21 protein-coding genes and 1 other RNA gene are annotated in these 25,918 nt (G+C 66.9%); 11 read left to right on the top strand and 11 right to left on the bottom strand.

All coding sequences use genetic code 11. The annotated features are described in order from the left end of the window. Positions 1-223 precede the first annotated feature (223 nt). The gene (gene thiL / locus WDC87_RS02445) at positions 224-1,186 is read left to right on the top strand and encodes a thiamine-phosphate kinase (protein ID WP_252745146.1); all 963 of its coding nucleotides are present in this window, start codon (positions 224-226) and stop codon (positions 1,184-1,186) included. A 192-nt stretch (positions 1,187-1,378) separates the two neighbouring features. Here the strand turns inward: thiL and WDC87_RS02440 are convergent, their stop codons facing one another. Genes WDC87_RS02440 through WDC87_RS02425 form a run of 4 tightly spaced genes read right to left on the bottom strand, consistent with a single transcriptional unit; the run spans position 1,379 to position 4,057 of the window. Beyond that, positions 1,379-1,750 (bottom strand): DUF805 domain-containing protein, encoded by a 372-nt coding sequence (locus tag WDC87_RS02440; protein WP_252745147.1) that lies wholly within the window; start codon positions 1,748-1,750, stop codon positions 1,379-1,381. Positions 1,751-1,796: 46 nt separating this feature from the next. Then, positions 1,797-2,765 (bottom strand): fimbrial protein, encoded by a 969-nt coding sequence (locus tag WDC87_RS02435; RefSeq protein WP_252745148.1) that lies wholly within the window; start codon positions 2,763-2,765, stop codon positions 1,797-1,799. Further along, entirely contained in the window at positions 2,762-3,484 is a 723-nt protein-coding gene (locus WDC87_RS02430; RefSeq protein ID WP_197639101.1) for a fimbria/pilus periplasmic chaperone, read from the bottom strand. The genes WDC87_RS02435 and WDC87_RS02430 overlap by 4 nt, the downstream gene beginning before the upstream one ends. A 57-nt stretch (positions 3,485-3,541) precedes the next feature. Next, positions 3,542-4,057, bottom strand: a complete 516-nt coding sequence (locus WDC87_RS02425; protein WP_049468313.1) for a fimbrial protein — start codon at positions 4,055-4,057, stop codon at positions 3,542-3,544. 257 nt (positions 4,058-4,314) lie between these two features. Here WDC87_RS02425 and WDC87_RS02420 point away from each other — a divergent pair, with 257 nt between their 5' ends. The 3 genes from WDC87_RS02420 to WDC87_RS02410 all read left to right on the top strand — a co-directional run bounded on the left by WDC87_RS02420 (position 4,315) and on the right by WDC87_RS02410 (position 8,402). Continuing rightward, positions 4,315-5,298, top strand: a complete 984-nt coding sequence (locus WDC87_RS02420; RefSeq protein ID WP_252745149.1) for a fimbrial protein — start codon at positions 4,315-4,317, stop codon at positions 5,296-5,298. A gap of 70 nt (positions 5,299-5,368) precedes the next feature. After that, on the top strand, positions 5,369-7,882 hold the full coding sequence (locus tag WDC87_RS02415) for a fimbria/pilus outer membrane usher protein (RefSeq protein WP_252745150.1): 2,514 nt from the start codon (positions 5,369-5,371) through the stop codon (positions 7,880-7,882). A 16-nt stretch (positions 7,883-7,898) separates the two neighbouring features. Then, positions 7,899-8,402: a fimbrial protein gene (locus WDC87_RS02410; protein WP_252745151.1), complete on the top strand. Its 504-nt coding sequence runs from the start codon at positions 7,899-7,901 to the stop codon at positions 8,400-8,402. Positions 8,403-8,423: 21 nt separating this feature from the next. Here the strand turns inward: WDC87_RS02410 and WDC87_RS02405 are convergent, their stop codons facing one another. The 3 genes from WDC87_RS02405 to WDC87_RS02395 all read right to left on the bottom strand — a co-directional run bounded on the left by WDC87_RS02405 (position 8,424) and on the right by WDC87_RS02395 (position 11,631). Further along, on the bottom strand, positions 8,424-8,834 hold the full coding sequence (locus WDC87_RS02405) for a hypothetical protein (RefSeq protein ID WP_150827535.1): 411 nt from the start codon (positions 8,832-8,834) through the stop codon (positions 8,424-8,426). Positions 8,835-9,091: 257 nt separating this feature from the next. Then, positions 9,092-9,226 carry a hypothetical protein gene (locus WDC87_RS02400; protein WP_275452902.1) on the bottom strand — a complete coding sequence of 45 codons (135 nt, stop codon included), beginning with the start codon at positions 9,224-9,226 and terminating at the stop codon, positions 9,092-9,094. Between the two features lie 65 nt (positions 9,227-9,291). After that, positions 9,292-11,631 (bottom strand): autotransporter outer membrane beta-barrel domain-containing protein, encoded by a 2,340-nt coding sequence (locus WDC87_RS02395; protein ID WP_252745152.1) that lies wholly within the window; start codon positions 11,629-11,631, stop codon positions 9,292-9,294. 406 nt (positions 11,632-12,037) lie between these two features. Between WDC87_RS02395 and WDC87_RS02390 the strand changes: the two genes are divergently transcribed. Both WDC87_RS02390 and WDC87_RS02385 read left to right on the top strand, forming a co-directional pair. Beyond that, on the top strand, positions 12,038-15,283 hold the full coding sequence (locus tag WDC87_RS02390; RefSeq protein WP_252745153.1) for an autotransporter outer membrane beta-barrel domain-containing protein: 3,246 nt from the start codon (positions 12,038-12,040) through the stop codon (positions 15,281-15,283). Between the two features lie 169 nt (positions 15,284-15,452). Continuing rightward, entirely contained in the window at positions 15,453-17,474 is a 2,022-nt protein-coding gene (locus tag WDC87_RS02385; RefSeq protein WP_252745154.1) for an acyltransferase family protein, read from the top strand. 79 nt (positions 17,475-17,553) lie between these two features. Here WDC87_RS02385 and WDC87_RS02380 read toward each other — a convergent pair whose 3' ends face one another. The 4 genes from WDC87_RS02380 to WDC87_RS02365 all read right to left on the bottom strand — a co-directional run bounded on the left by WDC87_RS02380 (position 17,554) and on the right by WDC87_RS02365 (position 21,709). Further along, the gene (locus tag WDC87_RS02380; RefSeq protein WP_252745155.1) at positions 17,554-18,939 is read right to left on the bottom strand and encodes an FAD-linked oxidase C-terminal domain-containing protein; all 1,386 of its coding nucleotides are present in this window, start codon (positions 18,937-18,939) and stop codon (positions 17,554-17,556) included. Beyond that, positions 18,936-19,544, bottom strand: a complete 609-nt coding sequence (locus WDC87_RS02375) for a metal-dependent hydrolase (protein WP_150827539.1) — start codon at positions 19,542-19,544, stop codon at positions 18,936-18,938. Before WDC87_RS02375 ends, WDC87_RS02380 begins: the two co-directional genes overlap by 4 nt. Positions 19,545-19,629: 85 nt before the next feature. Beyond that, positions 19,630-19,998, bottom strand: a complete 369-nt coding sequence (locus tag WDC87_RS02370) for a YraN family protein (protein ID WP_057494395.1) — start codon at positions 19,996-19,998, stop codon at positions 19,630-19,632. Beyond that, positions 19,988-21,709 (bottom strand): penicillin-binding protein activator, encoded by a 1,722-nt coding sequence (locus WDC87_RS02365; RefSeq protein WP_049468247.1) that lies wholly within the window; start codon positions 21,707-21,709, stop codon positions 19,988-19,990. The genes WDC87_RS02370 and WDC87_RS02365 overlap by 11 nt, the downstream gene beginning before the upstream one ends. An 81-nt stretch (positions 21,710-21,790) precedes the next feature. On the opposite strand from WDC87_RS02365, the gene rsmI reads away from it, so the two are divergent. The 5 genes from rsmI (at position 21,791) to WDC87_RS02340 (ending at position 25,559) form a co-directional block, all read left to right on the top strand. Next, positions 21,791-22,609, top strand: a complete 819-nt coding sequence (rsmI, locus tag WDC87_RS02360; RefSeq protein WP_019661063.1) for a 16S rRNA (cytidine(1402)-2'-O)-methyltransferase — start codon at positions 21,791-21,793, stop codon at positions 22,607-22,609. A 391-nt stretch (positions 22,610-23,000) separates the two neighbouring features. After that, on the top strand, positions 23,001-23,636 hold the full coding sequence (locus WDC87_RS02355; RefSeq protein WP_146038150.1) for a DUF6058 family natural product biosynthesis protein: 636 nt from the start codon (positions 23,001-23,003) through the stop codon (positions 23,634-23,636). 116 nt (positions 23,637-23,752) lie between these two features. Continuing rightward, positions 23,753-24,562, top strand: a complete 810-nt coding sequence (locus WDC87_RS02350; RefSeq protein ID WP_103282801.1) for a PDZ domain-containing protein — start codon at positions 23,753-23,755, stop codon at positions 24,560-24,562. An 84-nt stretch (positions 24,563-24,646) separates the two neighbouring features. Beyond that, an RNA gene (gene rnpB, locus WDC87_RS02345) (RNase P RNA component class A) lies at positions 24,647-24,998 on the top strand. Between the two features lie 15 nt (positions 24,999-25,013). Beyond that, the gene (locus WDC87_RS02340) at positions 25,014-25,559 is read left to right on the top strand and encodes a hypothetical protein (RefSeq protein ID WP_252745156.1); all 546 of its coding nucleotides are present in this window, start codon (positions 25,014-25,016) and stop codon (positions 25,557-25,559) included. The last annotated feature ends 359 nt before the right edge of the window (positions 25,560-25,918 follow it).

Raw genomic sequence — 25,918 nt, 5'->3', positions numbered from 1 at the left:
TTTTTTTTTATTTTTCTTTGTTATCCGCCAGGAGGGCGGGCTTGTTGGGTGTGTTTGTGGTTTGTGGGTGTAGGGTCTGGTGGTTGGGGGGGGGTGGCTCGGAGTTTGGGGGGCGGCGGGCGGCGGGCGGTCGGCTAGGGGGGCCCGCCGCCCCCCCCCCCCCCCCCCCCCCCACTACCGCCCACCGCGCGATGCGCGGCACGAACAACAGCGGGAACGCCCCATGTCCCTGGCCGAATTCGCCCTCATCGACCGCATCCGCGCCCGTACCCTCGAGCGCGACGACATCCTGCTCGGCATCGGTGACGACGCCGCGCTGCTGCAGCCGCGTGCCAACGAACAGCTGGTGGTGACCGCCGATACGCTCAACAGCGGCGTGCACTTCCCTGTGGAAACCCCGGCCTTCGACATCGGCTGGAAGACCCTGGCGGTCAACCTGTCGGACCTGGCCGCGATGGGTGCACGCCCGGCGTGGTGCACGCTGGCGTTGTCGCTGCCGGAAGCCTCTGAAGACTGGATCGAGGCTTTTGCCGATGGCTTCTTCGCCCTGGCCGACCAGCACGACATCGCGCTGGTCGGTGGCGACACCACGCGCGGTCCGCTGTCGCTGTCGGTGACCGCGATGGGACAGGTCGGGCGTGGCCAGGCCCTGCGGCGCGACCGCGCACAGGTGGGTGATGACCTCTGGGTCAGTGGCACGCTGGGCGATGCCGCCGGCGCGCTGCGTCTGTGGCAACAAGGTGCGTTGAGCATCGCCACCGCCACGTTGCTGGCCGACTACGAAAGCCTGCGCCTGCGCCTGCTGCGGCCGACGCCGCGCGTGACCCTGGGCCTGCGCCTGCGGGCCTTCGCGCACGCGGCGGTGGATGTGTCTGACGGCCTGCTGGCCGACCTCGGTCATATCGCCACGCGCAGCAACGTGGCCGCGCATGTGGATGCCGATTCGCTGCCGATCTCGCACGCGCTGCGTGAACTGCTCGGCCGCGACGCTGCACACGACTGCGCACTGCGCGGGGGCGACGATTACGAGCTGTGCTTCACCGCCGCCGCCGACCAGCGCGATGCGCTGCACTACCTGGCCGAATCGCTGGACGTGCCGCTCACCCGCATCGGCCGCATCGCCGAAGGGCAGGGCGTGCACGTGGACGGCGAAGCCGCCGACGGCGGATACCAGCACTTCGCGTAGCCGCAGGACTGCACTGCTGGGTGCCAACCTTCCGGCGTGGGGTCAGATCCCTTTGCGCCGCAAAGGGCTCTGACCCCGAGTGAAGCACCTCGGCATCGCTCGGGCAGGTGCCAACCTGGGTTGGCACGAATGTGTCAGCCGCCCGTGGCAACACCGTGTCGACCAGGGTCGACACCTGCCAACCCGTGGCGATTACACGTGCGGAACGGGCGCACCGAAGCGGTTGTCGCCCGGGGTGCTCGGCAGCAGCATGAACACCAGCACCACCAGGCCCACAATCGGCACCAGCATCAGCAGGTACCACCAGCCGGAACGGTCGGTGTCATGCAGGCGGCGCACCGTCACTGCAATCATCGGCACGATGATCGCCAGCCACACCAACGCGCCCACGCCCGTCGATATCAGTGCCAGCGTGCCTGAACCGGTGTAGCCAGCAATGAAGCCCAGCACATTCGACGGTATCAATGCGATCACGACGAACAACTGGAACCACCAGAACTCGCTGCGGCTGGCGCGCCCGCTGAACTGGGTGTAGCGCTTCAAAGGGATCATCATCTTGTGCATCTATTTCTCTCTTCGGGGTGGTGGAAACATCGGCTCTTCACTGCGCTCAGGGGTAATCGGCCATCAGTACGGCTTCACCGACAATCGCACCGGCCTTCAGCGTGCCGGCGCTGCGGGCATAGCGCGCGCTCAGCGAAATTGGATTGCTGCCGGTCTGCGACATGCCGTACGGCCAGGGCATGCCCAGCTGCACCGGCAGGCCATTGCGCAGCAGTTCAATCTGCACACCCGCAGCGTCGCTGCCGGGCGCCGCGGCCAGCAGGCTGCCGCTGTTGCCGGGTGCATGCGCATCGGTCAGGGTCAGCTCCACCGGCACGTTGTCGTGGCTGCAGACCATGTTCACCGTGAAGTCCTCTTCGCCGGCTGAACTTCCGGTGCCCGACAGTGCATTGGCAGATACATCCTTCAGCGCCAGCGTGGCGCCCTGTACCGTGCAGTCGCGCACCACCGATACATCGAACCCCAGCTCCAGCGTGCCCGTGCCGACCAATGCAGGATTGCTGCGCGGACGGATGCGCAGCTGCGAGATAAGCGAGATCGGTTCGCTCTGCACATTGCGTCGGCCGGAGACCGCCAGCCTCGTCATCAGCTTCGCCCGCGGTGATGCCGGCACGGTGATCACCAGGGTCTGCCCACTCATGGTGAACGCCACGCCACTGGCGGGACCGGTCTGATCGTCGTACACGCCCAGCAACACCAAGGGGGACGTGTCGGAGACCTGGAACTTGCCGTACGTCAGTCCGCCGTACTCGACCGTCCCAAGCAGTGTCATCGGAGTATGGAACTCCACCTCGAACGCCAGCGGCGCGGCGGTGGGGCAGCCACTGAACTCGACACCGGCCGCACCGAAGGACGCATCGAACGATTCGCGTTCGTCCAACACCACGGGATACATCGTGCTGACAAAGCCATCGGTCACCGTGGTGCAGGCCCAGACGTTGCCCGGGCCCAGCAACAACAGCGTGGCGACCAGCCCCGGCAACGGCATCCAGCGCCCTTTGCGCAGCGCGCTCACCGGCCCACGCTCGCCTGTTGTTCACGTGGTGCACCGTAGTCGTCCAGCCAGGTGAAGATCACCTTCGTCGGCATCGCTGCGCCCTGTGGCAGCGCAAAGTGAGCGCTCTCTCCAGGTGCAACCATGTCCACGTCCACACTGCGGCCATCGGCCAGCGTCAGGGTGCTCAGTGTCACGTGGTAGGCGCTGGGGTTTTGCACATGCAAGGCAGCGCCGCTGGCGCGCCATTGCAGTTGTGCCGCAGCATCGCGCGCACTGCCCGGCAGGCCGGCGGGGCGATGGAACAGCTTCACCCGCGTGCGCACCGCGAACTGCAGCAGGTTGCGGTCGCCGGCATTGGCCGGCTTGGGCGGGATATCCAACAGGTTGAAGTAGAACACCGACTCGCGATCAGTCGGCAGCGGCGCTTCCGAAGGCCGCGGCGCATAGGTGATGCGATAGGCCTGTGCCTGCTTGGCCTGCAACAGGCGCGGCTCGGATGGCGTCAGCCGGAACGGCGTGCGCACGCTCTCCGGACGCGCATGGCTGTCGCCCGCGTCGATCCAGACCTGCGTCATCGCGGGTTGCTCACCCACATTGCTGGCCTTGACCGTGACATCGCGGCTTTTGCTGGCGTCGTGCACGATGCGCGTGCCTTGCAGGGTTACCGCGGCCTGCGCCGGCAGCACAAGCGCGGTGACCAGCAGGGCCGGCAACCACAACGATGGGCAGAGTTTCATGGAACACCTCATGCAGGCGACGCACGCGCGCATCCGTGCGCGTGCGCCGGATACCGTTTACTTGTAGAGCACCACGAAGTCGCCTGACGCGTTGGCGGTGCCGGCCGTAGCGTTCTGGGCCGGCGAGGCATACCACGCGCTGTAGTCCAGCTGGCCAGTGCCACCGGCGGCGATGGTCACCCACTGGGTCGGGTCATCACCGATCTTCTGGTGATTGCCCGCCGCGTCATACAGCGCCACGCCCACATTGGTCGCCCCCGATGCTGCGGTCAGTGCCAGATTGCCGGTACTTCCCTCAGGCGTGCCACCGAAGCGCACGCCAACGTCCTGCGCAGCGCCCGAGCCGGAGCAATCCAGGGCAATGCTGAAGTTCTTCTGGCCGGCACGGGTACCGGCGTTGACCGACGCCAGATCCACTTTGCCCATCGGCACGGTGATGGTGCCGCCCGCGGAGCCGACACTGCAGGTGGAGGTCATCAGTTCGCCGGTGATTTCCAGCCGTTCGGCCTGGGCAGCGGGTGCAGCCAGGATCGCCAGCGCGGACAGCGCCAGCAGGTTCAGTTTGATCGACATCGAAGCCTTCTCGTTGCGGAATGGGAGGCGTCGGCGGCCGCGGGCCACCGAGCGGTGCGCAGTGTCGTTGCCGCGCAGCCGAACCACCATGCAACTTGTTGTAAACGGTTTCCTGCTGGCGGCGAATGCAACTTTTTGTATGGGGCTGCAGGGTGGGGCGAACTACTGTGCGCTTCCTTCCGTTACTGGCTGCCGCCGAGCCGCACTTGCGATTCGGCTCACAGGCACCTGCCTTCGCCCCCTCCCGGAGCCACTCCATGCACGGCGCACATCTCAATCCACGAACGCTCCCCCTTGCGCTGGCACTGTTGGCTGCTGCGTCGGGTGCCTCCGCTGCGTGTCGCCCCATCAGTGGCGATGTGTTCATCGATCGCGTGTTCGATGTTGCCTTCGTCGATGCGCCCGATCAGCTCCTTGGCCAGGCCAGCGGCCGCCTGGCCCTGGTCTGCGACCCCGCCGACAGAAGGGCGCAGCTGCAGCCACTGTTCAACGGCCTGCGCTACGCGCGCGACATCATGAATCCAGATGGTGGCCTCGATCCCGCGTATGAGATCAACGCGACTTCGCCCCTGATCGTGCTCTCTTTCACCTATGGCGCCTGCGACGAACACGATGCGGAGTGCCCGCTTGAAGAGGTCGAAGGTGGCAGTACGCCGTTCCGCGATGGTGTTCCCCAGGCCGTCGACATGCACTGGGGTGATCGCAAGGAGGTGGTCGTCCATCTCACCATCTACTCACGCGGGGGGCCGATGCGTGATGTCGCAGCGATGCCTGTCGGTACGGTCTCTACCACTTTCAGTGGCAGCGGCGGCAAGCACCACATCAGCGCGGGCTTCCGCTTCCACGCGCAGACCTGCGCGGTAACGCCCCAGGCCATAACGCTGGATCCGATCGATGCCAGCACGCTCGATCAGCAGCAGAGCGCAGGCGAAAAGGCCTTCAACGTCGCCATCAACTGTGGCGCCAGCGGTCGTCCGCTGGTGCTGGAGATGCGCGACGTGCACGACGCTGCCAGCACCGGCGACATTCTGGCCCCTGCGCCGGGAAGCACGACGGCCGGCGTTGCACTGCAGGTGCTGCAGGCTGGAGCACCCGTGCGCATGCAGCAGCCGTGGAGCTATGGCACCACCACGGGCACGGTCATGTCGGTTCCGTTCAGTGCCCGCTACCAGCGCACGCCTGCAGAACTGCGCACCGGGACCATCCGCAGTGAAGTATCGCTGCTTGCCGACTACTACTGATGCACGCGCGTTCCTTCCTGTCGCTGCCACCGCGCGGCCTTGCGCGACGTCCCTTCGTACACCACCTGTCATGACCACCCTTCGATCCTTCACGCGCGCACGCGAGCGCTGCCGCCTGCCGCATGCCATTGCGGCGGCGCTGTCCCTCTCGGTTCCTGGCGCCGCTGTTGCCGCGCCCGCCATCGAGTTCAGCGAAGGATTCCTGGTGGGTGGGCAGGCCATCGATATGCGCCGCTATGCGCAGGGCAATCCGGTCGAGGCCGGTCTGCACCGGGTCGATGTCTGGATCAACGGCCAGTTTGAGCAGACCCGGGATATCCGCTTCGTGGTCCCCGACGGACACGCCAGCGCCCGTCCCTGCCTGCCGGATGGCCTGCTGGACGCATTGCAGCTGCGTGCGGAACGGCTGCAGGCGGTCCGCGCAGACGCCGTCGATACCGGCTGTATCGATCTGCCGACGGTTGTGCCGGGCGCCACGGCCACCTTCGACGACAGCAGCCTGCAGTTGTTGCTGACCGTGCCGCAGGCGATGCAGGAACGCGCTGCCCGCGGCCACGTGATGGCCGAGCAGCGCGATCCCGGCATTGCCGCCGGTTTCGTCAATTACACCGCCAACCACTACCGCAGCGACACCCGCGACAGCAGCTACGTAGGCCTGAACGGGGGGTTCAACCTGGGCCACTGGCGCGCGCGCCATCGCGGTGCGTTCAGCCACGGCACGCAGGGAACCCGCTATCGAACGATCAGCAGCCACCTGCAACGCGATCTGCCGGCCATCAACAGCCAGTTGCTGCTGGGTGAGGGCCATACCGGCGGCGAACTGTTCGACAGCGTGGCCTTCACCGGGGCCCGCCTGTATACCGACGAGCGCATGCTGCCCGACTCGTTGCGTGGCTACGCACCGGCCGTGCGCGGCATCGCCGAAGGCAACGCCCTGGTCAGCATCCAGCAGAACGGCATCGTCATCCATGAAGTCAGCGTAGCGCCCGGGCCGTTCGTCATCGACGATCTGTACCCGACCAACTATGGCGGCGACCTGGAGGTCGTCGTTACCGAAGCCGACGGGCGCAGCCAGCGCTTCAACGTGAGCTTCTCCGCGGTGCCGCAGGCCCTGCGCGAAGGCAGCTCCCGATTCAGTGCCAGTGCCGGCGCGCTGCGGGACGTTGGCAACGACGTCACCGCGCTGCGCTTCGCCGAGGGTACGTATGCGCGCGGTCTCAGCAATCACCTCACGGCATTGGGCGGCATCCAGGTCGCACAGGGCTATCGGGCGGTCATCGCCGGTGCTGCGGTCAACTCGCGATGGGGCGCCGTTGGCGCCGATGTCACCCACTCGCAGGCGCAGCTGCACGGACGCCCTGCAGTCGCCGGCAGCAGCCTGCGCCTGAACTACCAGCGCTACGTCTCGCGCACGGGGACCAACGTGGGTCTTGCCGCCTATCGCTACAGCACGCAGGGGTTCCTCACCCTGAACGATGTAGCGCGCGCGGCGGCCGACGACTGGGGCTACGCCGGGCGTGCGCGGCAGCGCTACCAGGCCAACCTGTCCCAGCGCCTGGGCACGGCCGGCCAGCTGTTCCTCAACGGCGGGCACGTAGCGTACTGGGACACTGCACAGCGGCAGACCGACTTCCAGTTCGGCTTCAACGGCACAGTCGGCCTGGCCAACTATGGTGTTTCCGTGCAGCGCTACCGGCTGGGAAGTGGCCGGCCCGACACACGCTATGCATTCACCCTCAGCATGCCGCTGGGACGCACCGGAAACGCCCCGCGGGTGAGCACCCGGATCAGTCACGCCAGTGGCGGTCAGCAGGTGCAGGCAGGCGTGAGTGGGTACGTTGGTGAGCGGCGCGCGCTGAACTATTCGGTGTCCAGCGTGCAGGGCCGCAGTGGAACCAGCAGCAGCGCCTATCTGGACTACCAGGGCCGCTACGCCAACGTCAACGCGGCCTACAGCCGGGCGAGCGGCCACAGCAGCCAGACACTCAGTGCCTCCGGTACGCTGGTGGCGCACGCCGGCGGCCTGAACATGGGGCCACCGGCAGGCGACGGTTTCGTGCTGGTGCATGCGCCAGGCGCAGAGGGCGCGCAGGTGGGCACGGGTGTGGATATCCGCGTGGCACGCAATGGCTACGCGTTGTTGCCGCACGTCAGCCCCTATCGCTGGAATCGCATCGATCTGGACCCTTCGGGGCTGCCGCTGGAGGTGGAACTGCTGCAGACCTCGCAGCGTGTTGCGCCCACCGCCGGCGGCATCGTGCGCGTGCCGTTCGAGGTGCGCCGCGAGCACACCTTGTTCATCGATGCCACCGATGCACTGGGCCAGCCCTTGCCGTTTGCGGCGCGCGTGCAGCGCGAGGACGGCACGCCCGCAGGCGCGGTGGGGCAGGGCGGCGTCATCCAGTTGCGTGGCGCACCGCCCGAAGGCGCGCTGATCGTCGATCCGGACGGTCCGCAGCGCTGCCGCCTGGTCTATCAACTGCCCGACGCGCCCGATGCCTACGGCCTGTCCTGGTCGCAGGGCATCTGCCAGCCCTTGGCGACCTCACCCCAATCGGCAACGGCCGACCTCCCCGTCTACTGATCTCCTGGAGTGCCCGATGAAACGCCTGCTGCTACCCTCTTTCACCCTTCTGGCACTGGTCGTGCCGCTCGGCAGCGCTGCTGCGGCCAAGCTCACCATTTCCGGTCGCGTATTGCCCGGCACCTGTACGCTGACGGCACCGGCCATCACCCTGGACAACGTAAAGGCCGACGAGCTGAAGGTGGGTGACAACCTGCTCAAGCAGGGCACGTTGAACTTCACCGGCTGCATCGGTGTTGCCAAAGCCACGCTGTCCTTCGACGGCACCGCCGCCGATGGTGATGCGCAGCGCTGGAAGAACACGGCCAGCACCGATCCGGCACGAGGCGTTTCGGTCGCCTTGTTGGCCGGGGCCACGGGCAACGTCTACCTGAAGAAGGGCGATACCGGTATTGAAGTGCCAGTGACCGGCGCCACGGCCAGCTATACGCTGCGCGCGGGCTATTACCTGCCCCCGACCAGCGGCGTCAACGCGGGTGCCGTGGAGACGGCCATTACCGTGACTGCACTCTACGATTGAACAGGCTGCCGTTGCGGGTTGTCATACCGCCCGCAACTGCACATCCACATACTCGGCCAGCCCACGGCAGGCCAGCAACAGCCCTTCGCGCGCGCCGTCATCCATGTGCTGGTCGATATCCCCGTCCACGCGGACGCGTTCGGTGGCGTGCAGCAGTTCCAGCAGGAAACTCAGTCCCGCATTGGCGCGGTCGATGCGCGCCAATGCCAGGCGCTGCCCGGGTGAACGGTTGGTGCCGGGCCACGGCTGGCCATCGGCGGCATCGCCCTGGCGGATGTACTGCAGGCAGGCCTGCAGGGTGATGGCGCCAGGACTGCTACCGGTCTGCAGCGCAACGAAGGTGTCTTCCAGCGTGCGGGCCAGGTCATCGGGCAGGCGCGTGGCGGCCTCGCCCAGGGTGGCGAACAGGTGCGGGTAAGGGGAAGCGGTCATGGCGGCGTCCTTGTGCAAGCGGCAAGGTGCCACCCTGCTTAACAGCGGGGCGGCGGACGGTGCGTGGTTCCAATACCGGTGGTAAGCATGCGAAACGCCGGCGGGCACGAGGCCCCCACGCACCGCCCGCCATAAGGTGCGCGGACAGAATGCCTGCCGACGCCACCCAACAAGGAAAGGGTGACGCCGGCAGGCAAGCGTAAACAACATGCTTATCAAACGGGATTGGAAGCCCGTGCCACCCGTTTCCGGTGGCGCTACATGATTTGCATGAAGCGCCAATGCTGCCAATGAGAATTGTTGGAAAGTTCGAAAGCGTTGCAATCGTGCGGCGCACGCCACAGCGTGGCAATCACGACATTCGTGTAGAGCCGAACCAGCGCTCGGCTCATCACAATCTCATCGAGAAGCAGCCGAGCATAGCTCGGCTCTACAGAAAGTAGAACGCGCTTCTACCTCACCACTTGTACGACATGCTCAGATTGGCCGTCGCTTCGCGGTAACCATGGTCACCGCGCATCACGCCGAAGCCACCCCACGCACTCAGCCCGGAACGGAAGTCCACGCGTGCACCGGCATTCAGCTCGTAGCGGTTGCGCGGCACGCTGGCCCTCAGCGCTTCATCGTCGAACGTCATGCCGTTGCTGGCACCATCGCGGTACCAGTTGGCCACCACATACGGGCTGACCGACGCACCGGCGGCACTGCGGCCTTCGCCCTGCAGGCGCAGGCCCACGCGGCCGGACAGACCGCTGTCGCCCAGGCTGCGCACTACCGTGCCGTTGGTTTCTTCGTGGCGATCGGTGTTGGCGTCGGTGTAGACCAGCTGCAGTTCCGGCTGCAGGCTCAGCGCGGTGCGGCCGATCTGGCCGATGCCGATGCGGTAGCCGGCTTCCAGCGAGCTCTGCCAGATGTCCGAGTCGTAGCGTTCCTCGGCCAGGCCTTCGCCCTGCACGCGGTTGCGGAACTGGCCGCGCTGCACGCTGGCATCCACATACAGTGCATCGTTGCTCCAGCTCCCGTACACGCCCAGCGCGCCACCGTTGACCTTGCCGCGTGCGCTGTAGCCGGTCAGCTGCGAACGCGAAGTAGCATCGGACTTGGCCAGCGTACCCATCACGCCGACGCGGCCCTGGCCGTTGTCGAATACGCCGATGTCCGCACCCAGCTGCAGGCGCGAGCGGTCCACGCGCAGGTCCAGCTGGTCTTCCACCGCCGACAGCTTGCTCTGCGTAGCGTCCACGCGGGCCCAGCCACGCACGCCATCAACGGCGGAGGTGTTGCCGCCCTGGCGGTCGCGCCAGCCGTGGCGCAGCAGCTGGTCCATCGCGAACTGGTTGGCCAGGTAGGCGCCGGCCTCCGGGCGCAGCACCGGCGTCGGGTCGATCGGATCAACGGGATCGACCGGGTCCACCGGATCGACCGGCGTGCACTCCGGCAGCGTGGGATCCACCACGCACGGGTCCGGCGTGCCGGCCAGCTCCGAGCGTAGGTACCAGCCGCCGTTGGTGGCGTCCTTGAACAGGAAGTACTCGTACTGCCCGCCTACCGCGCGGCCTTGCAGGTCGAACTGCGCATTGGACGCACCGCCCACGCGGATCAGCTCGATGCCCTTGTCGGTCTTCGCGCCCGCGCCACCGGCATTGAGCACACGCACGTTGGCCTGGCCGTTGGCATCGCCCTTGATGATCAGCTTGTCGGTGGCCGAGCTGTCGTCACCCAGCTGGGTGTTGAACAGCAGGGTGCCGCCGGCACCGTCGAAGGCATCCACGCTGAGCGTGTTGAACGTGCTGCCATTGCCCAGCGCCACCGTGCCGGTACTGCCCAGCGCCAGGTGGCCGACATTGCTGTCGCCGGTCATCAGCCAGGTGCTGTCGCTGTCGATGCTGGCCGAGCTGACATTGATGAAGCGGCCGTCGATCTGCGCCTTGTTGCGCAGGATCACGTCCAGCGTGCCGTTGGGCACTGAGGTTCGGTCATAGGTGATATCGCCTGCCAGGCGCGAGTCGTCTACGGTGAAGTGGATCTCGGGTGCGCCAGCGGCCGGGGTTGTTTCATACGCCTGGACCAGCAGCAGATTGCCATCGCCACCTGCCATGTGCGAGTTGTTGGAGAGCGTGATGTCGTAGCGCTGGTTTTCGGTCCGCGGAGCCACACGGATGGCTGCGCCATGTCGGGAGACGACGGTGGAGCCATCGACGCGAAGCGTGTTCGTATACGGGGCAACGGAACCCAGGAACAGAACGCCGACGTTGTCAGCGTCGATGGAGGATCCGTTGACGATGTCCACTTCGCCAAACCCCATGCGAACGCCAATGCCACTGTTGCTGGGGCGTGAGGGGCTCAATGCGTCCTCTACGCGGACGTGGCTGTTGTCAAGTACGACCCGCGGGTTGATCGCAGGCGCGCTGGTGGGGGAGTGGAACAGATCGACGCCGACGGTCAGCGACGGCATCGCCTCGGCAGCACGAACGAGGATCCTGCTGTCTTTCAATCGAGCGGAGGCATTGCCGCTCTGCAGCGAAATGCCACCGCCGAGAAAGTCCGAATTGACGGCTTCCAGCGATGCGTCATCTTCCAGCAGCACCGTGTGCTGCTGCACGGCGGGGTCGCGGGAGACCACAGCGCGGGTCAGCCTGAGGGTGGAGGTTTCGCTGGCACGCAGGTTCTGGGCCTCGCCGCCATTGATGGTGAGTGCACCGCCGTTGCGCACACGCCACTGCTCGACCGGATCGCCCGCGACAACCTCCGCGCTTCCGCCATCGAGATCGCCGGCCCAGGCGGCGCCGATGGGCATCGTCAGCGCCAATAGCAGGCAGCGCGCCAGTGGGCGCAGAGAAGGTGTAGCTGCAGGGAAAGATTGAACGCGCATGGTCGGTCCTCCAGGTGGAATGGTCGGGACACTGCACTGCTGCGACACCCTGTTCAGGCTGGTGACGTATACGCCTTGATCCTGTGAATGGCAGGTGATGGCGGGTGTATCACGTCAGTGCATGTCTTGATTGGTTCCCAGTGTCCGTGCGTGGCATACCCGTTCCCATGCAATTAGTTGCAAAGCCTGCTTGGCGAGGTCGAGGACGAGGGTCGCGGTTCAGTTCAACGCTGGAGGCATGCGACGTCTGGTCGCACCAGTTATTGCAACACATTCGATGGTGATGCCGGTCGCGTCTGCGGAGCATGGCCGCTTTTTCAGGAGAGCTGTCATGTCGATCCATCATGCACGCCGCAGTCATCTATCGCTGGCGCTGGCCAGTGTCTTGATTGCATCCCCCGCGCTGGCACAGCAGGTTGTTGCCGACGGCGACGAACAGAACCCGGCGGCGGGTGACTACGCCACCACCGAGCCGGTGGAGCCGGGCAACCCTGCCGGATATGCGTTCCATGCCATCAATGGCGGCAGCATCGTGCCGCTGGGCGAGGTCAATCTCACCACCGGGGGCATGTATGCCGCCGCTGCACGGGCGGAGGGCGCGGACAGCCGCATTGAACTGGTGCAAGGACGCGTGACCACCTCTGGTTATGGCGCAGCGGGCCTTTCCGCCGCTGCGGGTGGAGAGGTGCATGCCACTGGCGTAGAGATCCTGACCCTGGGCACTGCTTCCAATGGTGCTGAGGCTATCGACGGCAACCTGGTGCTTGATGGGGTTCAGATACGAACCCAGGCCGGTCTGTCACACGGCGTTTTCGTAAAGGACGGCAATGCGCGGGTGTCCGACAGCGTGATCCAGGTTGTTGCCAATCAGTCCAACGGGCTGGACGTGCGCGGCGGTACGCTGCAGGCCGAACGCGTGCGCATCGATGTGGGCGGGGGCGGGTATGGCGCGTGGGTGCAGGATGGCGCTGACGTCCACCTGCGCTCGGTGCAGATCAATGGCGTGGGGGCAGGTGCAAACGGCGTGTTGGCGGGCATCGGAACAACCGTGCTTGAGGACGTCGACATCAACCTCACCCACGAACGTTCAGGGGCAGGCCTGTACATCGGAGGCGACGTGGAGATGCGTGGCGGCCGCATCCACGCCGGTGGAGCAAACGCCAGTGTTGCCACTTTCGCGCCTGGCAGCAGCGCAACGTTACTGTTGGATGGCGTTGAGATGTCCGGGCACCACGGGATCAACATGACCGCGGGTTCGGAGCTGACCATACTCAACAGCCGCCTCGAAGCCACTTCGGTGGGCGTCAACATCAACGGACGCGATGGTGTGGCCAGCGTCCAGGGCTCATCCATCACTACGCACAATGGTGTTGGCATCCTGATGATCGGCAAGGGCGAGCTGGATGTGGAAGGTTCGGAGATCACGGCAGACGGCAATTCCTGGCAGGCCATCTCGGTCCTGGATGGATCCGCACGGGTGAGCTCCAGCCGATTGCGCACGCTCGGCCAGAATGGCCATGGCCTGTATGCAGAGGGTTCCGGCGGAAAGAATCCGCAGGTGAGCGCCGTCATGACCGATATCCTGACCGAAGGTGATGGCGCCATCGGTCCGATCGCGCGCATGGGTGGCACCGTGCATCTGGCCGACAGCCTGGTGCGCACCACCGGCATCAACTCGCACGGTGTGCTGTCTGGCGGGACCGGTGAAATGACGTTGAGCAACACCCATGTACGCACCGAAGGCGAGGGCGCGTGGGCGGCGGTGATCAATGACAACGGTCGGATGCGTATCGATGGTGGCTCGCTGGTGAGCGCCCAGCATGGTGGCGTATGGCTGCGCAGCAGCCGCGAGCCGGGCCTGATCCTGTCCAACGGTGCGGTGCTATCGGGCGGAAATGGCATCGCGCTGGCACTGGATGCGGCAGTGGCCGGGCGCTTCGATGTGGCACTGGACGGTGGCTCGCAGCTGGTGGGCGACATCGTCATCACGCCGGAGGACGAGGATGCGGGGCTGGTTCCGCTGTCCGACGTGCATGTGCGCCTGGCCGATGGCGCGCTCTGGCAGGGTTCGTCGGATCTGGTGCAGACGATGGCCATCGAGAGCGGCAGCCAGTGGACGTTGACCGGTGACGCCACGGTGGGCGAACTGCAGGTGCTCAACAGTGGCGTGGCATTGTCTGACGGCAGTGGTCGCTTCAATACGCTCACCGTGGACGGCGACCTGCATAGCGAAGGGGCTACGTTCCTGTTCCAGGGGGCGCTGGCCGGCGATGACAGCGCGATGGACCGCCTGCACGTGCGCGGCGACACCTCCGGTGACGCGCTGATCGCGGTGAAGAACATCGGTGGCGTGGGCGCGCCGACGGTGGATGGCATCCCGCTGATCGAGATCGACGGCGCATCGCGGGCGAACTACGCACTGAGCGGCCGCGCGGTGGGCGGATCGTATGAGTACTTCCTGTTCCAGGGGGGCCTGGCCGATCCTGCCGATGGTAACTGGTACCTGCGTTCGCAGTGGTTCGATGTCTGCCAGGACAACCCGGCTGCGCCGGGATGCGCGGTCGATCCTGGCCCGGATCCGATCGATCCGATCGATCCGACGGACCCTGTGGATCCGCTGGACCCGGTCGATCCAGTCAATCCGATCCTGCCGCCGCCGGTGCTGCGCCCGGAAGCGGGGGCTTACCTGGCCAACCAGTCGGCGGCGATCAACCTGTTCGCGCACCGCATGCACGAGCGCAATGGCGCGCGTTCGATGGGCGGCGCGCGCCAGGCCTGGGCACGCGTGGGCCGGCAGCAGGCGGACTTCAGCGCGGTCGGCGGCCAACTGTCGATCGATGGCACCACCTCGGTGCTGCAGATCGGTGCTGACCGGCTGCGGCGTGGCAATGCGGTTGCTGGTGTGATGCTGGGCAGCGGCCGCGCCGACAGCAGCGCAGTGTCCGATCTGACCGGCTACAGCGCCAAGGGCCGGATGCGTGGCAGCGCCGTGGGTGTGTACGGCACCTGGCTGCAGGAAGCGGACGGCACGCGGGGTGCGTATGTGGATGCCGCCCTGCAGCACGGCCGCTTCGACAACCGGGTGCAGGGCATCGGCCTGGCGCCGGAGCATTACGACTCGCGCATGACCAGCGCGTCAGTGGAGTCCGGCTACACCTTCAACGTGTGGCAGGGCAGCGCCAGCGCGCTGTACGTGCAGCCGCAGCTGCAGCTGAGCCATGTCGATTTCCGCGCCGATCGCCACGTGGAGAGCAACGGCACGGTGATTGACCACGCCGCCGCCGGTGGCCTGATCGGGCGCGTGGGCGTGCGTGTGTTCGGCCATGGCACGGCCGCCGGCAACACTCTGCAGCCCTACCTGGGCGTGAACTGGCTGCGTGGCAGCGGCAGCAGCACGTTGCAGTTCAACGGCGACACGCTGGGTGCGGACGTACCGCGCAACCGCTATGAAGTGCAGGCCGGTGCCGAGCTGAAGCTGGGCCAGCGCTGGCGTGCGTGGGGTGGCATGAGCGTGCAGCGCGGCGATCATGGCTACCGCAACGTGGGCGGCCAGCTGGGCCTGCGCATGGCTTGGTAAGCGCGTGAAGCGGGGTCGGATCCCATTGCCAAGGCAATGGGCTCTGACCCCCAGTTGCTGCTGTGGAGCCGAGTGAAGGTAGGGCAGTCGAGCATGGCTCGGCTCTACAACCGCGTCGCGCTGTGACCGGACCTGAACGATGCCCAGCTCTGTCGCAATTGACCATTGAATGACTGCGGCGAAGGTGGCGATGCTGGCCAATTGCTCGCTTCTGGTTGCCCGCGTGTTCCCTGCCGAACGTTCCCACAACGCCGCCATCGATGGCCTGCGCGCATTGGCGGTGCTGGCCGTCGTCCTCTTCCACACCAATGCGACGTGGCTGCCCGGCGGCTTCACCGGGGTGGACCTGTTCTTCGTGGTGTCCGGCTTCGTGATCAGCCAGTCGCTGGCCTCGCGCACCCATGCGTCGCTGGGCGCGATGCTGCTCGACTTCTACCGGCGCCGCGTGCTGCGCCTGTTGCCGGCGCTGCTGGTGATGCTGATGGCGACCTTCGTGCTGTCGGCGTTGTTCATTCCCCGCGCGTGGCGCAACGAGCAGTTCGACCAGACCGGCTGGGCCGCGCTGGTCGGCTTGAGCAACATCGTACTGGCCGGCCTGCAGGACGATTACTTCTCACCCGGTGCTGAACTCAATCCGTTCCTGCATACATGGACGCTGGGCGTGGAGGAGCAGTTCTACCTGGTCTTCCCGCTGTTGTTCTTCGCGTGGCTGCGCGGGCGTGAGCGCTGGCCGTGGTCGCGTTGGTTGTTGCCGGTGCTCACCGTGCTGTCGCTGGCGTGGGCGGGCTGGCAGGCGCAAACGGCACCGGCGGCAGCGTTCTATCTGCTGCCGGCGCGGTTCTGGGAGCTGGCCGCGGGCGCGCTGCTGTACCAGTGGATGCGTACGCGTACACCGGGTCGGAACGGTGACGCGGTTGCAGTGGCCGGGCTGGCGCTGCTGGCCGCAGGCGTTGTGATTGCCCCGCAGCTGGCGATGCCAGTACCGGGTGTGCTGGCCACCGTGGCCGGTACCCTGCTGTTGTTGGCGAGCGTGTCGACAGCGGGGAGATCGAGCATCGCCGGTGCGCTGGGCTGCGCACCGCTGGCCTACCTGGGCCGGCTGTCCTATTCGCTGTACCTGTGGCATTGGCCGCTGCTGGTGCTGCTGCGCTGGACGTATGGCCTGCATGGCGTCGCGCTGTGGCTGTATCCGGTGCTGCTGCTGGCGGTGTCGGCCGCGTCCTACCACTTCATCGAGCGTCCGCTGCGCAGTGCGGCGCCGCTGCTGCGGCTGGCACCGGCCAAGGTGCTGGCGATGGCGTTTCCGCTGGTGGCGCTGTGCGGTGCCGGCGCCTGGGCCACGGTGGAGTACCACGAGCAGGTCTCGCTCAGTGTCAACCGCGACGGCTACGCATGGCAGGCGCGCCGCTACCCGGCGTGGCGCCCGCTGGAGCCGGTGCGTGCGCCGGCGCTCGAAGGGCGGCGCCTGTTCGTGGCCGGTGATTCGCACGCGGCGGCGTATCGCACCATGACCAGCATGGTCGCGCGGCAGACCGGCATGGAGGTGCGCCAGCAGGATCGCGGCGGCTGCAGCTTCGTCAACCTGCTGCGGGCCAGCCCGGCTGACTGCCAGGACTTCATTGAAGACACGCTGTCGACCATCGAACGCGAGGCGCGCCCGGGTGACATCGTGCTGCTGGCGGCCTTGCGCATGCCGGAACTGCGCGGCTTCGACTGGCAGCAGCAGGACGCACAGCCGATCTATCAACAGCTGCTGGCCGAGCGCACGCCGGCGCACGCACAGGCTGCACGCGACGAAGCCGATCGCGTGCTGGGGCGTTTGCAGAAGCTGGGCGTACACGTGGTGATCGACGCACCGCTGCCATTGTTCAAGGCCGGTGCGTACCGCTGTTCGGACTGGTTCAACCGCCGCAATCCGGCGTGTGCCGGCGGTCTGAGCATGCCGCGTGCGGATCTGGAAATGCTGCGCGTGCCGCAGATGGCACTGCTGGATGACCTGGCGGCACGTTACCCGTCACTGACCGTATGGGATCCGCTGCCGCTGCTGTGCGGGCCGCAGACCTGTTCGGCGGTGGAAGAGGGCGAACCGCTGTTCTTCGACAACGATCACCTGAGTGGCCACGGCAACCGCGTGCTGCTGCCCAGCTTCCGGCAGACCCTGATCGATATCGCGGCCGACAAGACGGTGTAGCGCCGAGCCCACGCTCGGCTTGTGCGATCTGGGGGGAGAGCAGCCGAGCATGGCCCGGCTCTGCAGGAGAGCGTTCGGTCTATGCCGGCGGCAGCACCTTGCCCGGGTTGAGAATGCCGTCCGGGTCCAGCGCGGCCTTGATCGCGCGCATCGTCGCCAGCGTTTCCGGGGTGAAGGCCTGCGCCATGAAATCGCGCTTGGCCAGGCCAATGCCGTGTTCGCCCGACAGCGTGCCACCCAGCGCCAGCGTCAGCGCGAAGATCTTTGGCAGCGCGGCCTGCGCGCGTGCGTTCTCGTCGGCATCGTCCGGGTGGTAGAGGATGTTGACGTGCAGGTTGCCATTGCCAGCATGGCCGAAGGTGACGATGGTCAGCGTGTAGTCGCGTGCCAGCGCCTGCACGCCGGCCACCAGCTCCGGAATGCGCGACACCGGGACCACTACGTCTTCATTGATCTTGCCCGGCGCCACGCTGCGCAGCGCAGGCGACAGTGCCTTGCGCGCCGCCCACAACTGGTCGCGCGCGCGGCCTTCCATCGCCACGTCCAGTTCGATCATGCCCTCGCCTTCGGCGGCGCTGGCCAGGGCCTGCAGCAGATAGGGCAGGGTGTCGTGGTCGCCATCGGCCTCGACCAGCAGCATCGCACCGGCCTCCGGCACGTCAGCACCATTGAGTCGCAGCAGTTCCAGGCTGCGCGCGTCCATGAACTCCAGGCGGGTCGGCACAACAGGCTGCGACATCAAGCGTGATACGGCGGCGGCGGCGGCATCGGCATCGCGGTACAGCACGCGCAGCCCGGCCTGGCTGACCGGCAACGGGGTCAGCTTCAGCGTGGCTTCCACGATCAGTGCCAGCGTGCCTTCGCTGCCCACCAGCAGATGGGTGAGGTCGTAGCCGGTGGCGTCCTTCGTGTAGGCACCACCGCAACGGATCATCTCGCCGGTGCCGGTCACCGCCACCAGGCCCAGCACGTTGTCGCGGCTGGTGCCGTACTTCACCGCGCGCGGGCCGCCCGCATTGCAGGCCAGGTTGCCGCCGATGCTGCAGATCTCGGCACTGGAAGGATCCGGTGCCCAGAACAGGCCGCGCGGGGCCAGGGCCTGCTGCAGGGTGCCGTTGAGCACGCCCGGCTGCACGACTGCGCAGCGATCACCGGCGCGGATCTCGATGATGCGGTCCATGCGGGTGAACGACAGCACGATGCTGCCCGGTTGTGGGACGGCGGCGCCGGTGGTGCCGGTGCCGGCACCGCGCGCGACCAGCGCCACGCCATGTGCGCGACAGGCGCGCACCAGTGCCTGCACCTGTTCGATGTCGGCCGGCAGCGCCACCGCCGCCGGGCGCTGGCGGCGCCATGAGTTGTCCTGCGCGTTGGCCTCCAGCGCGCTGTCATCCATGCGCCAGCCCTCCGCGCCCAGCAGGGCGGACAGTTCGGCAACCAGGGCAGCAGGCAGTGCGGTACTCATGACGGATCTCGCGGGGCAGCAGGAGCGGGTTGGATCAGTTTCCAGGCGACAACGGCGCCGGCCAGTGGCAGCCACACCCAGCGCAGTTCGGAGAGCAGGGTAGCCACGCCGCGTGCGCTGAAGAATTGCGGGGCAAACGGTGAAACCCGGATCGGTCGCCACGGTGCGAAGAAGCGCTGTTCGCTCCACGGCCAGGCCAGCGCGACGCCGAGGCCACCGGAGGTCATCGCATCGAGCAGTGGATGGCTGGCGGCACAGATGAACACGAATACAGCGGCTTGTACGGTCGATGCCACCGTTGGCCCTGCCTTGGCAGGTGCCAACCTTGGTTGGCACGAAACCGCCGACCAAGGTCGGCCGCTACCAAAGAATGCCAACACCGCCGCTACCGCCGCCAGCACGAACGCAAACAGCAGTGAATGGCTGGCGCCGCGATGGCCGAAGGCATCCGCATAGGGAATGTGCAGCGCAAAGGCCAGTACATCGGCATCGGGCAGCATCGCTGCGATCACGCCGGCCGCCAGCAGGCGCGGTGGGATGCGGCCACGATCAGCGGCGCACCACAGCGCCAGCGGCACAGCGGCATGGGTGATAATCGACGGCATCAGTCACGCACCATGGCAATGCCGGCCGCTGGCCGGCTGCAGGTCCGACGGGTAGTGCCGGCCGCTGGCCGGCAAAGAGTAGCCATCAGCAGTCATCCAATCGGAACGCATCCCGCAGCCAATGCAGCTGCGGCGGTTCGCCGGTGGCTTCGACCACGTCGAAGCGGCAGGGCGCATTGGCCAGCGCCGGGTGGTCCTGCAGGTACAGCTGCGCGGCATGGGCCAGGCGCCGGCATTTGCGCGCATCGACCGAAGCGGCGCCACCGCCGAAATCCGATCGCGCACGGTAGCGCACTTCCACGAACACCACGGTGCCGGCATCGTCCATCACCAGGTCCAGTTCACCGCCGCGATAGCGCACGTTGCGTGCACGCGGCCGCAGTCCGGCCAGTTGCAGGTGCTGCTCGGCGGCGGCTTCCACCGCCGAGCCCCGTTGGCTGCGCTCAGCGACCACCGACGATCGGCATCGGCCGGCCGCCACTGAAGGTCGACCATGCCGGCTGGCGCAGGATGTTGCCATTGCTGTCCAGGAACAGGGTGCCGGTGGCACCGTCCAGGCCGCCTTCGTTGGACAGCTTGTCCAGGTAGGCGGTGATCTTCCACGCGTCGGCACCGAAGGCGAACAGGCGGCCGGCCGCACCGCGTGCGCTCGGCAGGGTGCTGGCCACCTGGCTGGCCGACGGCAGGCCGGACACGCTGCGCACGTTCCAGGCTTCGTTCGGGTAGACGATGCCGTCCAGCGCCACGTCTTCTTCCACCTTGCCGCTGCCGACGGTCAGCTGCGAGGTGCCGACGCGGGTCGCGCCACCGGCACCGGCCAGCGCCAGCTGCGGCGCCAGCAGGCGGGCCTGCGGCGCACGCACGGCGAGGAACACGGCATCGACCTGGCCGGCGTTGCGCACCTGGGCGCTGACGTCGCCCACCGCATCGCTGACGCCGACCGTGGCCACGACCTGGCCACCGCGCTGGGCGAAACGCTGGGCGAAGGCGGCGGCGGCACGGCGGCCGGTGTCGTCGGCGCTGTTGATCACCAGCGCCTTGCCGCGCTCGCGGCCGCGCAGGTACTCGGCCGCGACGATGCCATCGTCTTCCGGTGCCAGCGAGAAGCCGGCGCTGCCGGCCGGCGGTGCGTCCTTGCCACGGTTCAGGGCCAGCACCGGTACCTGCAGCTGCTGGCGGCCGTACACCGCGTCCACTTCGTCGCGGCCCAGCGGGCCGACCACGAAGTCGGCACCGGAGGCAACGGCCTTGTCGTAGGCGGCGAGGGCACCGGCCGGGGTGCCGGCGGTGTCGAAGAAGTTGATGTCCGGGCGGCGACGGCTTTCACCGTAGTAGGCGCTCAACAGGCCATCGCGCACCGGCTGTGCGGCGGTGGCCAGGCGGCCGCTGAGCGGCAGCAGCACGGCCAGCTTGGCCGGCGGGCGGTAACCGTCGCTCATCGCCGGCGGGCGCTTGCTGGTGTCGAACTGGGCCGCGCCATCGCGGTCGAACGGGCGCGGCAGCGGCAGGCCACGCGCGATCAGTGCGCGGCCGGCGAAGTTGTAGAGCGGGTCGTTGGCCGGCAGGGCGGCGGCGCGGCTGCGCAGCGTGGCGTCGTCGAGGGTGCCGAGCAGGCCGGCAATGGCGGCCTGGTTATCGCTGCGCGCACTGCCGGTCAGACTGGCATGGGCGCGGGCGCGCTCGGTGGCGGCGCCGAAGGCATCGCCGGTGCCCTGCAGGGCGCCGGCACGGGCCAGGTACCAGCGCGTACGCAGGGCTGGCAGCACGTTGTCGCCATGGTCCTTCAGCAGGGCCAGCGCCTGCGCCGGCTGCTTGTCGGCCAAGGCCAGCTCGGCACTGGTCAGCTGGTACCGCTGCAGGCTGGCGCCGGACAGCTGGCGGGCGGTGAGCTGGCCGAGCAGGCTGCGCGCGCGGGCACTGTCACCGGCGAGGTGCCAGGCCCAGGCCGCATCGGCCAGTGCGTTGCTGCGGGCACCGCCACGCAGCGTGGCGGCCAGGCCTTCCAGCTGCAGTGCGGCGTCGCGCGGCTTGCCCTGTTCGATCAGCGCCAGCGCCTGGCCCTGGGCCGGCGAATCGGGGGTGCTGGTCAGGCTGGTGGTGGCACAACCGGCCAGCAGCATCAGCGACAACGACAGGGCGGAGATCCGTGCGGCGGGCTTGTTCATGATCGGGTCCATGCGATGAGGGCAGCGGCCTTGGCCGGGTACACGCTACGATTCTACCCTTGCCCCGTGAGTACCGCTGAAATGAGTGTCCCAACCCTGTACGTCGTCGCCACCCCGATCGGCAACCTGGCCGATCTGAGCCCGCGCGCGCAGGAGGTGCTGCGCTCGGTGGCGGCCATCTGTGCCGAGGACACCCGCCGCAGCGGCCAGCTGCTGTCCCATTTCGGTATCCAGCAGCCGCTGGTGGCCCTGCACGAGCACAACGAGGAGGCGCTGGCGCAGCGGCTGGTCTCGCGCCTGCAGGCCGGCGAGTCGCTGGCGCTGGTCAGTGACGCCGGTACGCCGCTGGTCAGCGATCCGGGGTTCCGCCTGGTGCGTGCCGCGCGTGCGGCGGGCATCAAGGTCAGCCCGGTGCCCGGCGCCTGCGCCGCCATCGCCGCGCTGAGCGTGGCCGGCCTGCCCAGCGACCGTTTCAGTTTCGAGGGCTTCCTGCCGGCCAAGGCCAGTGGCCGCCGCGACCGCCTGCAGGCGCTGGCCGGCGAAGTGCGCACGATGGTGTTCTACGAATCCTCGCACCGCATCGCCGAATCGCTGGCCGACATGGCGGCGATCTTCGGCGGCGAGCGCCCGGCGGTGCTGGCCCGCGAGCTGACCAAGCTGTTCGAGACCGTGCTTGATGGCGACCTGGCGGGCCTGCTGGCGAAGGTCGAGGCCGACGAGAACCAGCGCAAGGGCGAGTTCGTGGTGATGGTGCAGGGCGCCGGCGATGACGAGGAAGCGCAGCTGGCACACGGCCGCCGCGTCTACGCGAAGCTGAGCGAGCACCTGCCGCCGTCGACCGCCGCAAAGCTGGCCGCGGAACTGACCGGTGCGCCGCGCAAGGCGTTGTACGGCAGTTGATGGATCGCTCCGGGCCATGTCCCGGAGCGCGCGGCGCGAAATGCGAAACGGTTCGGATCCGCCGGAGGGGCGCCAACCTCTGGCGCGTGAACGTGCTCACGTGCACGGCTGAGGGACGAATCCGGGGACAGGCAATGTCGTGATGAGCAGCAATGACCGACCCACTGATGATCGTACGAAGCCAGCAGCCTTGGGTATTAGGGGACGTCCTGCAGAGCGACATTGAGATCAGTCGAGCCCGTGCGGATACTCCCGATGCGGAAGGGTTTCCGTAGTGTGACCCCATTTCCGCGGCCTCTGAGGCGTGAGGACCGGTGCTCGGGATGTCTGTCCTGGACGAAGACGCCCCTGCACACGCCTCTTCATCCCCCCTTGGGAGTAATTGTTCGAGATGGCATTGACAGCCTACCTTCAAGCTCATTTCCTGCCAAAGGATGCGTTCGCCGCATTCTGCAATGTGTCAGAAGAAAGACTCAGTCACCTGATTGCAGTGGGCGCGGTGCCGCAGCCCACCTACACCTGCGAAGGTGGCACCATCCGATCTGCAGTGTTCGGCTCCATTCCCATCAGCGAAGACCTTGTGGGGGAGTACTTCCGTACCGATTGCGCACGCTGGATACGCATTGCCGATCATGCACCACCGGGCAGTGAGCGGGCGGCTGTCGTCGACGTTCTGCTGCAGGAGCTCGAGGGCTACATGACAGCCGTGCTTGGGGATGCCAACGCTGCGCACGACAAGGCGCAACTGCTGCTCCCGCACTTCTTCAACGGGACCTTCGGTCTGTGTATCGCAGATCCGTCCACCGGCGCCGGCATCGCAAGAAAGGAGCTGCTCCAGGAACAACTGGTCGCACTCGCCAGTGACACCCACACTCCTCTCGACGCGCGTGTCGACAGGCAGGCGCTGCTGGCACTGATCGACGATTATGCGCGTGCGTCGATGCCGTTCTCGCCGGCCGAGTATGACCGTAGCAGCAGAAAGCGATGGGTTGACGATCTTCGCCGGGAGCTGGACGAAAAGTCCTGAAAAGCGTGCAGGCTGCATGGTCATTCACAGCCTGGGACGCTGCAATACGAATGAGCGGCGGAATTCCGGAGGTGAAGGAGTGAAGCTCTCAAATCTACTTGAGGGAGGGAAGACAGATGCTGGAAAAGGGACTGTTCCTGTTGTTCGCTCTGGCCGACGTGCCAGCTCCTGCAGCTGAAGGGCCGCCACCTGCGGCCATTACCGAAGCCGATCTGGGCCCGGACTATGTTGGCTACCTGCTGTTCGATCCGGGGTTGGTCGAATTCAATCGGCTGCAGTCGGTCCGCGATTACAGCAATTACCTGACCTATCGCGCGGCACGTGACGCGTTGGAGAACTACGAGGGATGTCTGCAGGTGGGGGCCGACAACCACGCACAGATCGAGGCGGCCTACCAGCAATTGGTGAACAGCCAGCAGCGGTACGTCAGCGCAGCGCAATGGCGCGACCTGCGGCAGGCCCTTCGTGCGGGGCGCGAGCCGGTGCCCGAGCGCGCGTCGTGGCAATGCGCCGCATTCGTGGACAACGCGCCGTATTTCGATGCGGGGTTGGACGATGCACTGCTGGGCGCCACCGAATTGGCGCGCGAGCAGGCCGGGGAAGGGGATTCGCGTAGCGATGCGCTGCGCCCGGTCCTCGGCGTTCAAATGGGGGGCGCGACCGTGATCGAATCCGAGCCTGACGAAGGTCCGGCCCATCGCGCCGGCCTGCGCAAGGGGGATGAGGTGCTGGCCGTGGCGGGTACCCGAGTGAAGACCGTCTTCGGTATCGGCCAAGCGTTGAAAGCCCACGCGCCGGGCGATCGCGTGGACGTGCGCGTCCGCCGCATTGAATGGGACGGTTCGCAACCGCAGGTGCGGGAATTGATCGTCGGGGTGGTGCTGGAGTCGCGGGCGGCGGTGATGGCGAGGGCGAAGGGCCGCTAGAGCCACGCCACGCGTGGAAGGATGAACCGGACGCCGCGATCGGCACGGCAGGAAGGGCGTGCGTACGCTAGAATACGCGCTGGCGGAGTCGGCCAGACAGTCGCGTCATCCCTTCGGGGGTGCCGAGGAAAGTCCGGGCTCCATAGGGCAAGGTGCCAGGTAACGCCTGGGCGGCGCAAGCCGACGGAAAGTGCAACAGAAAGATACCGCCTACGTCTTCTTCGGAAGGCCGGTAAGGGTGAAATGGTGCGGTAAGAGCGCACCGCGAGTCTGGCAACAGACCGGCACGGCAAACCCCACCTGGAGCAAGACCAAATAGGGATCCTTTGGCGCGGCCCGCGTTGGATCCGGGTAGGTTGCTTGAGCGTTGCGGTGACGTAACGCCTAGAGGAATGACTGTCCACGACAGAACCCGGCTTATCGGCCGGCTCCGCCTCTTTCTTCGATATGCATGAACCGCGCATCGGTAGTGCCCGGCGGAGATGAACTGCGAGAAGCGCTCGCACCACACCACGACGGTGGTGTAGTCGTCCACATCCACGTTCGCGGGCACCTCGACCAGGAAGCGGTTGAAGGTCTTCACTTCGCCGATGCGCTGGGCCTGCGCCTTGATCTTCAGGAAGTCGGCCTTGTTGTCGACGAAGTCGCGGACCAGGTACACCTTGTAATCCGGGCCCGGTCCCATCTTCCCGTCGAAGGCGACCTGGGTGGCGCTGACACTGACCTTGCCTTCGGCCCAGTGCACTGCGTCGCTGCCCTTCAGGTCGCGGCGGAAGGTGGTGCGGTAGGCGGCGTCTTTCATGGCGGCCTGTACCTGTTCCACCGGCGGGTCATCGGGGGCGATCAGGATCGGCAGAAGGTAGACGCCCAGGCCGAAGCCCAGGCCGAGGGTGAGCAGGTGGGTGGCGAGCAGGATGAGGATGCGGCGCATGGGGCCTCCTTGTGGTTGCGGTCGATCGCGCGGCGAAAGGCCGGGCGCGACCACCCTGGGAGGTGAGGGCCGACATTTATAGACACAGTGCCGAATGCGAAAAGGACACAGTGGGCCGGCTGCGATGCTGGAACCCTGTGGCACGGGCGGATCGCGGTCGGCGCTGGAAGCTGAATGACGTTTCAGGCGTGGTGCGCTGACGACGACCGTCACTTCAATGACGACACGCGTGCGGGTAGTGGGGGGGGGGGGGCGCGGCCGTTGTGGTGGGTTCGTTGAATTACATTTTGGGCGCGCCCCGGCGGGCCTACAACCGAGCGCAAACAAAACCCGCCCCCCCCCGCCCAACCCCCCCCCCCACAATCCTATATCACCACGGCGTTATTATACGGGGGCTCAAAATTATTTCGTTGTTTGCTGTGGCG

The sequence above is a fragment of the Stenotrophomonas maltophilia group sp. Smal12 genome (assembly GCF_037079935.1).
Classification (GTDB): domain Bacteria; phylum Pseudomonadota; class Gammaproteobacteria; order Xanthomonadales; family Xanthomonadaceae; genus Stenotrophomonas; species Stenotrophomonas sepilia.
The sequence above is the reverse complement of the archived record's forward strand: the minus strand, read 5'-3'. Positions and strand labels throughout refer to the sequence as shown.

Bases quoted from the DNA above. Each gene is read 5' to 3' on its own strand.
- WDC87_RS02350 (WP_103282801.1), top strand. From the start codon at position 23,753: ATGCTGGAAAAGGGACTGTTCCTGTTGTTCGCTCTGGCCGACGTGCCA.
- WDC87_RS02405 (WP_150827535.1), bottom strand. From the start codon at position 8,834: ATGACCGCTTCCCCTTACCCGCACCTGTTCGCCACCCTGGGCGAGGCC.
- WDC87_RS02365 (WP_049468247.1), bottom strand. From the start codon at position 21,709: ATGAACAAGCCCGCCGCACGGATCTCCGCCCTGTCGTTGTCGCTGATG.
- WDC87_RS02410 (WP_252745151.1), top strand. From the start codon at position 7,899: ATGAAACGCCTGCTGCTACCCTCTTTCACCCTTCTGGCACTGGTCGTG.
- WDC87_RS02420 (WP_252745149.1), top strand. From the start codon at position 4,315: ATGCACGGCGCACATCTCAATCCACGAACGCTCCCCCTTGCGCTGGCA.
- WDC87_RS02375 (WP_150827539.1), bottom strand. From the start codon at position 19,544: ATGCCGTCGATTATCACCCATGCCGCTGTGCCGCTGGCGCTGTGGTGC.
- WDC87_RS02400 (WP_275452902.1), bottom strand. From the start codon at position 9,226: ATGAGCCGAGCGCTGGTTCGGCTCTACACGAATGTCGTGATTGCCACG.
- WDC87_RS02430 (WP_197639101.1), bottom strand. From the start codon at position 3,484: ATGAAACTCTGCCCATCGTTGTGGTTGCCGGCCCTGCTGGTCACCGCG.
- WDC87_RS02385 (WP_252745154.1), top strand. From the start codon at position 15,453: ATGACTGCGGCGAAGGTGGCGATGCTGGCCAATTGCTCGCTTCTGGTT.
- thiL (WP_252745146.1), top strand. From the start codon at position 224: ATGTCCCTGGCCGAATTCGCCCTCATCGACCGCATCCGCGCCCGTACC.
- WDC87_RS02395 (WP_252745152.1), bottom strand. From the start codon at position 11,631: ATGCCCATCGGCGCCGCCTGGGCCGGCGATCTCGATGGCGGAAGCGCG.
- WDC87_RS02425 (WP_049468313.1), bottom strand. From the start codon at position 4,057: ATGTCGATCAAACTGAACCTGCTGGCGCTGTCCGCGCTGGCGATCCTG.
- WDC87_RS02380 (WP_252745155.1), bottom strand. From the start codon at position 18,939: ATGAGTACCGCACTGCCTGCTGCCCTGGTTGCCGAACTGTCCGCCCTG.
- WDC87_RS02355 (WP_146038150.1), top strand. From the start codon at position 23,001: ATGGCATTGACAGCCTACCTTCAAGCTCATTTCCTGCCAAAGGATGCG.
- WDC87_RS02340 (WP_252745156.1), top strand. From the start codon at position 25,014: ATGAACCGCGCATCGGTAGTGCCCGGCGGAGATGAACTGCGAGAAGCG.
- WDC87_RS02440 (WP_252745147.1), bottom strand. From the start codon at position 1,750: ATGCACAAGATGATGATCCCTTTGAAGCGCTACACCCAGTTCAGCGGG.
- WDC87_RS02415 (WP_252745150.1), top strand. From the start codon at position 5,369: ATGACCACCCTTCGATCCTTCACGCGCGCACGCGAGCGCTGCCGCCTG.
- rsmI (WP_019661063.1), top strand. From the start codon at position 21,791: ATGAGTGTCCCAACCCTGTACGTCGTCGCCACCCCGATCGGCAACCTG.
- WDC87_RS02390 (WP_252745153.1), top strand. From the start codon at position 12,038: ATGTCGATCCATCATGCACGCCGCAGTCATCTATCGCTGGCGCTGGCC.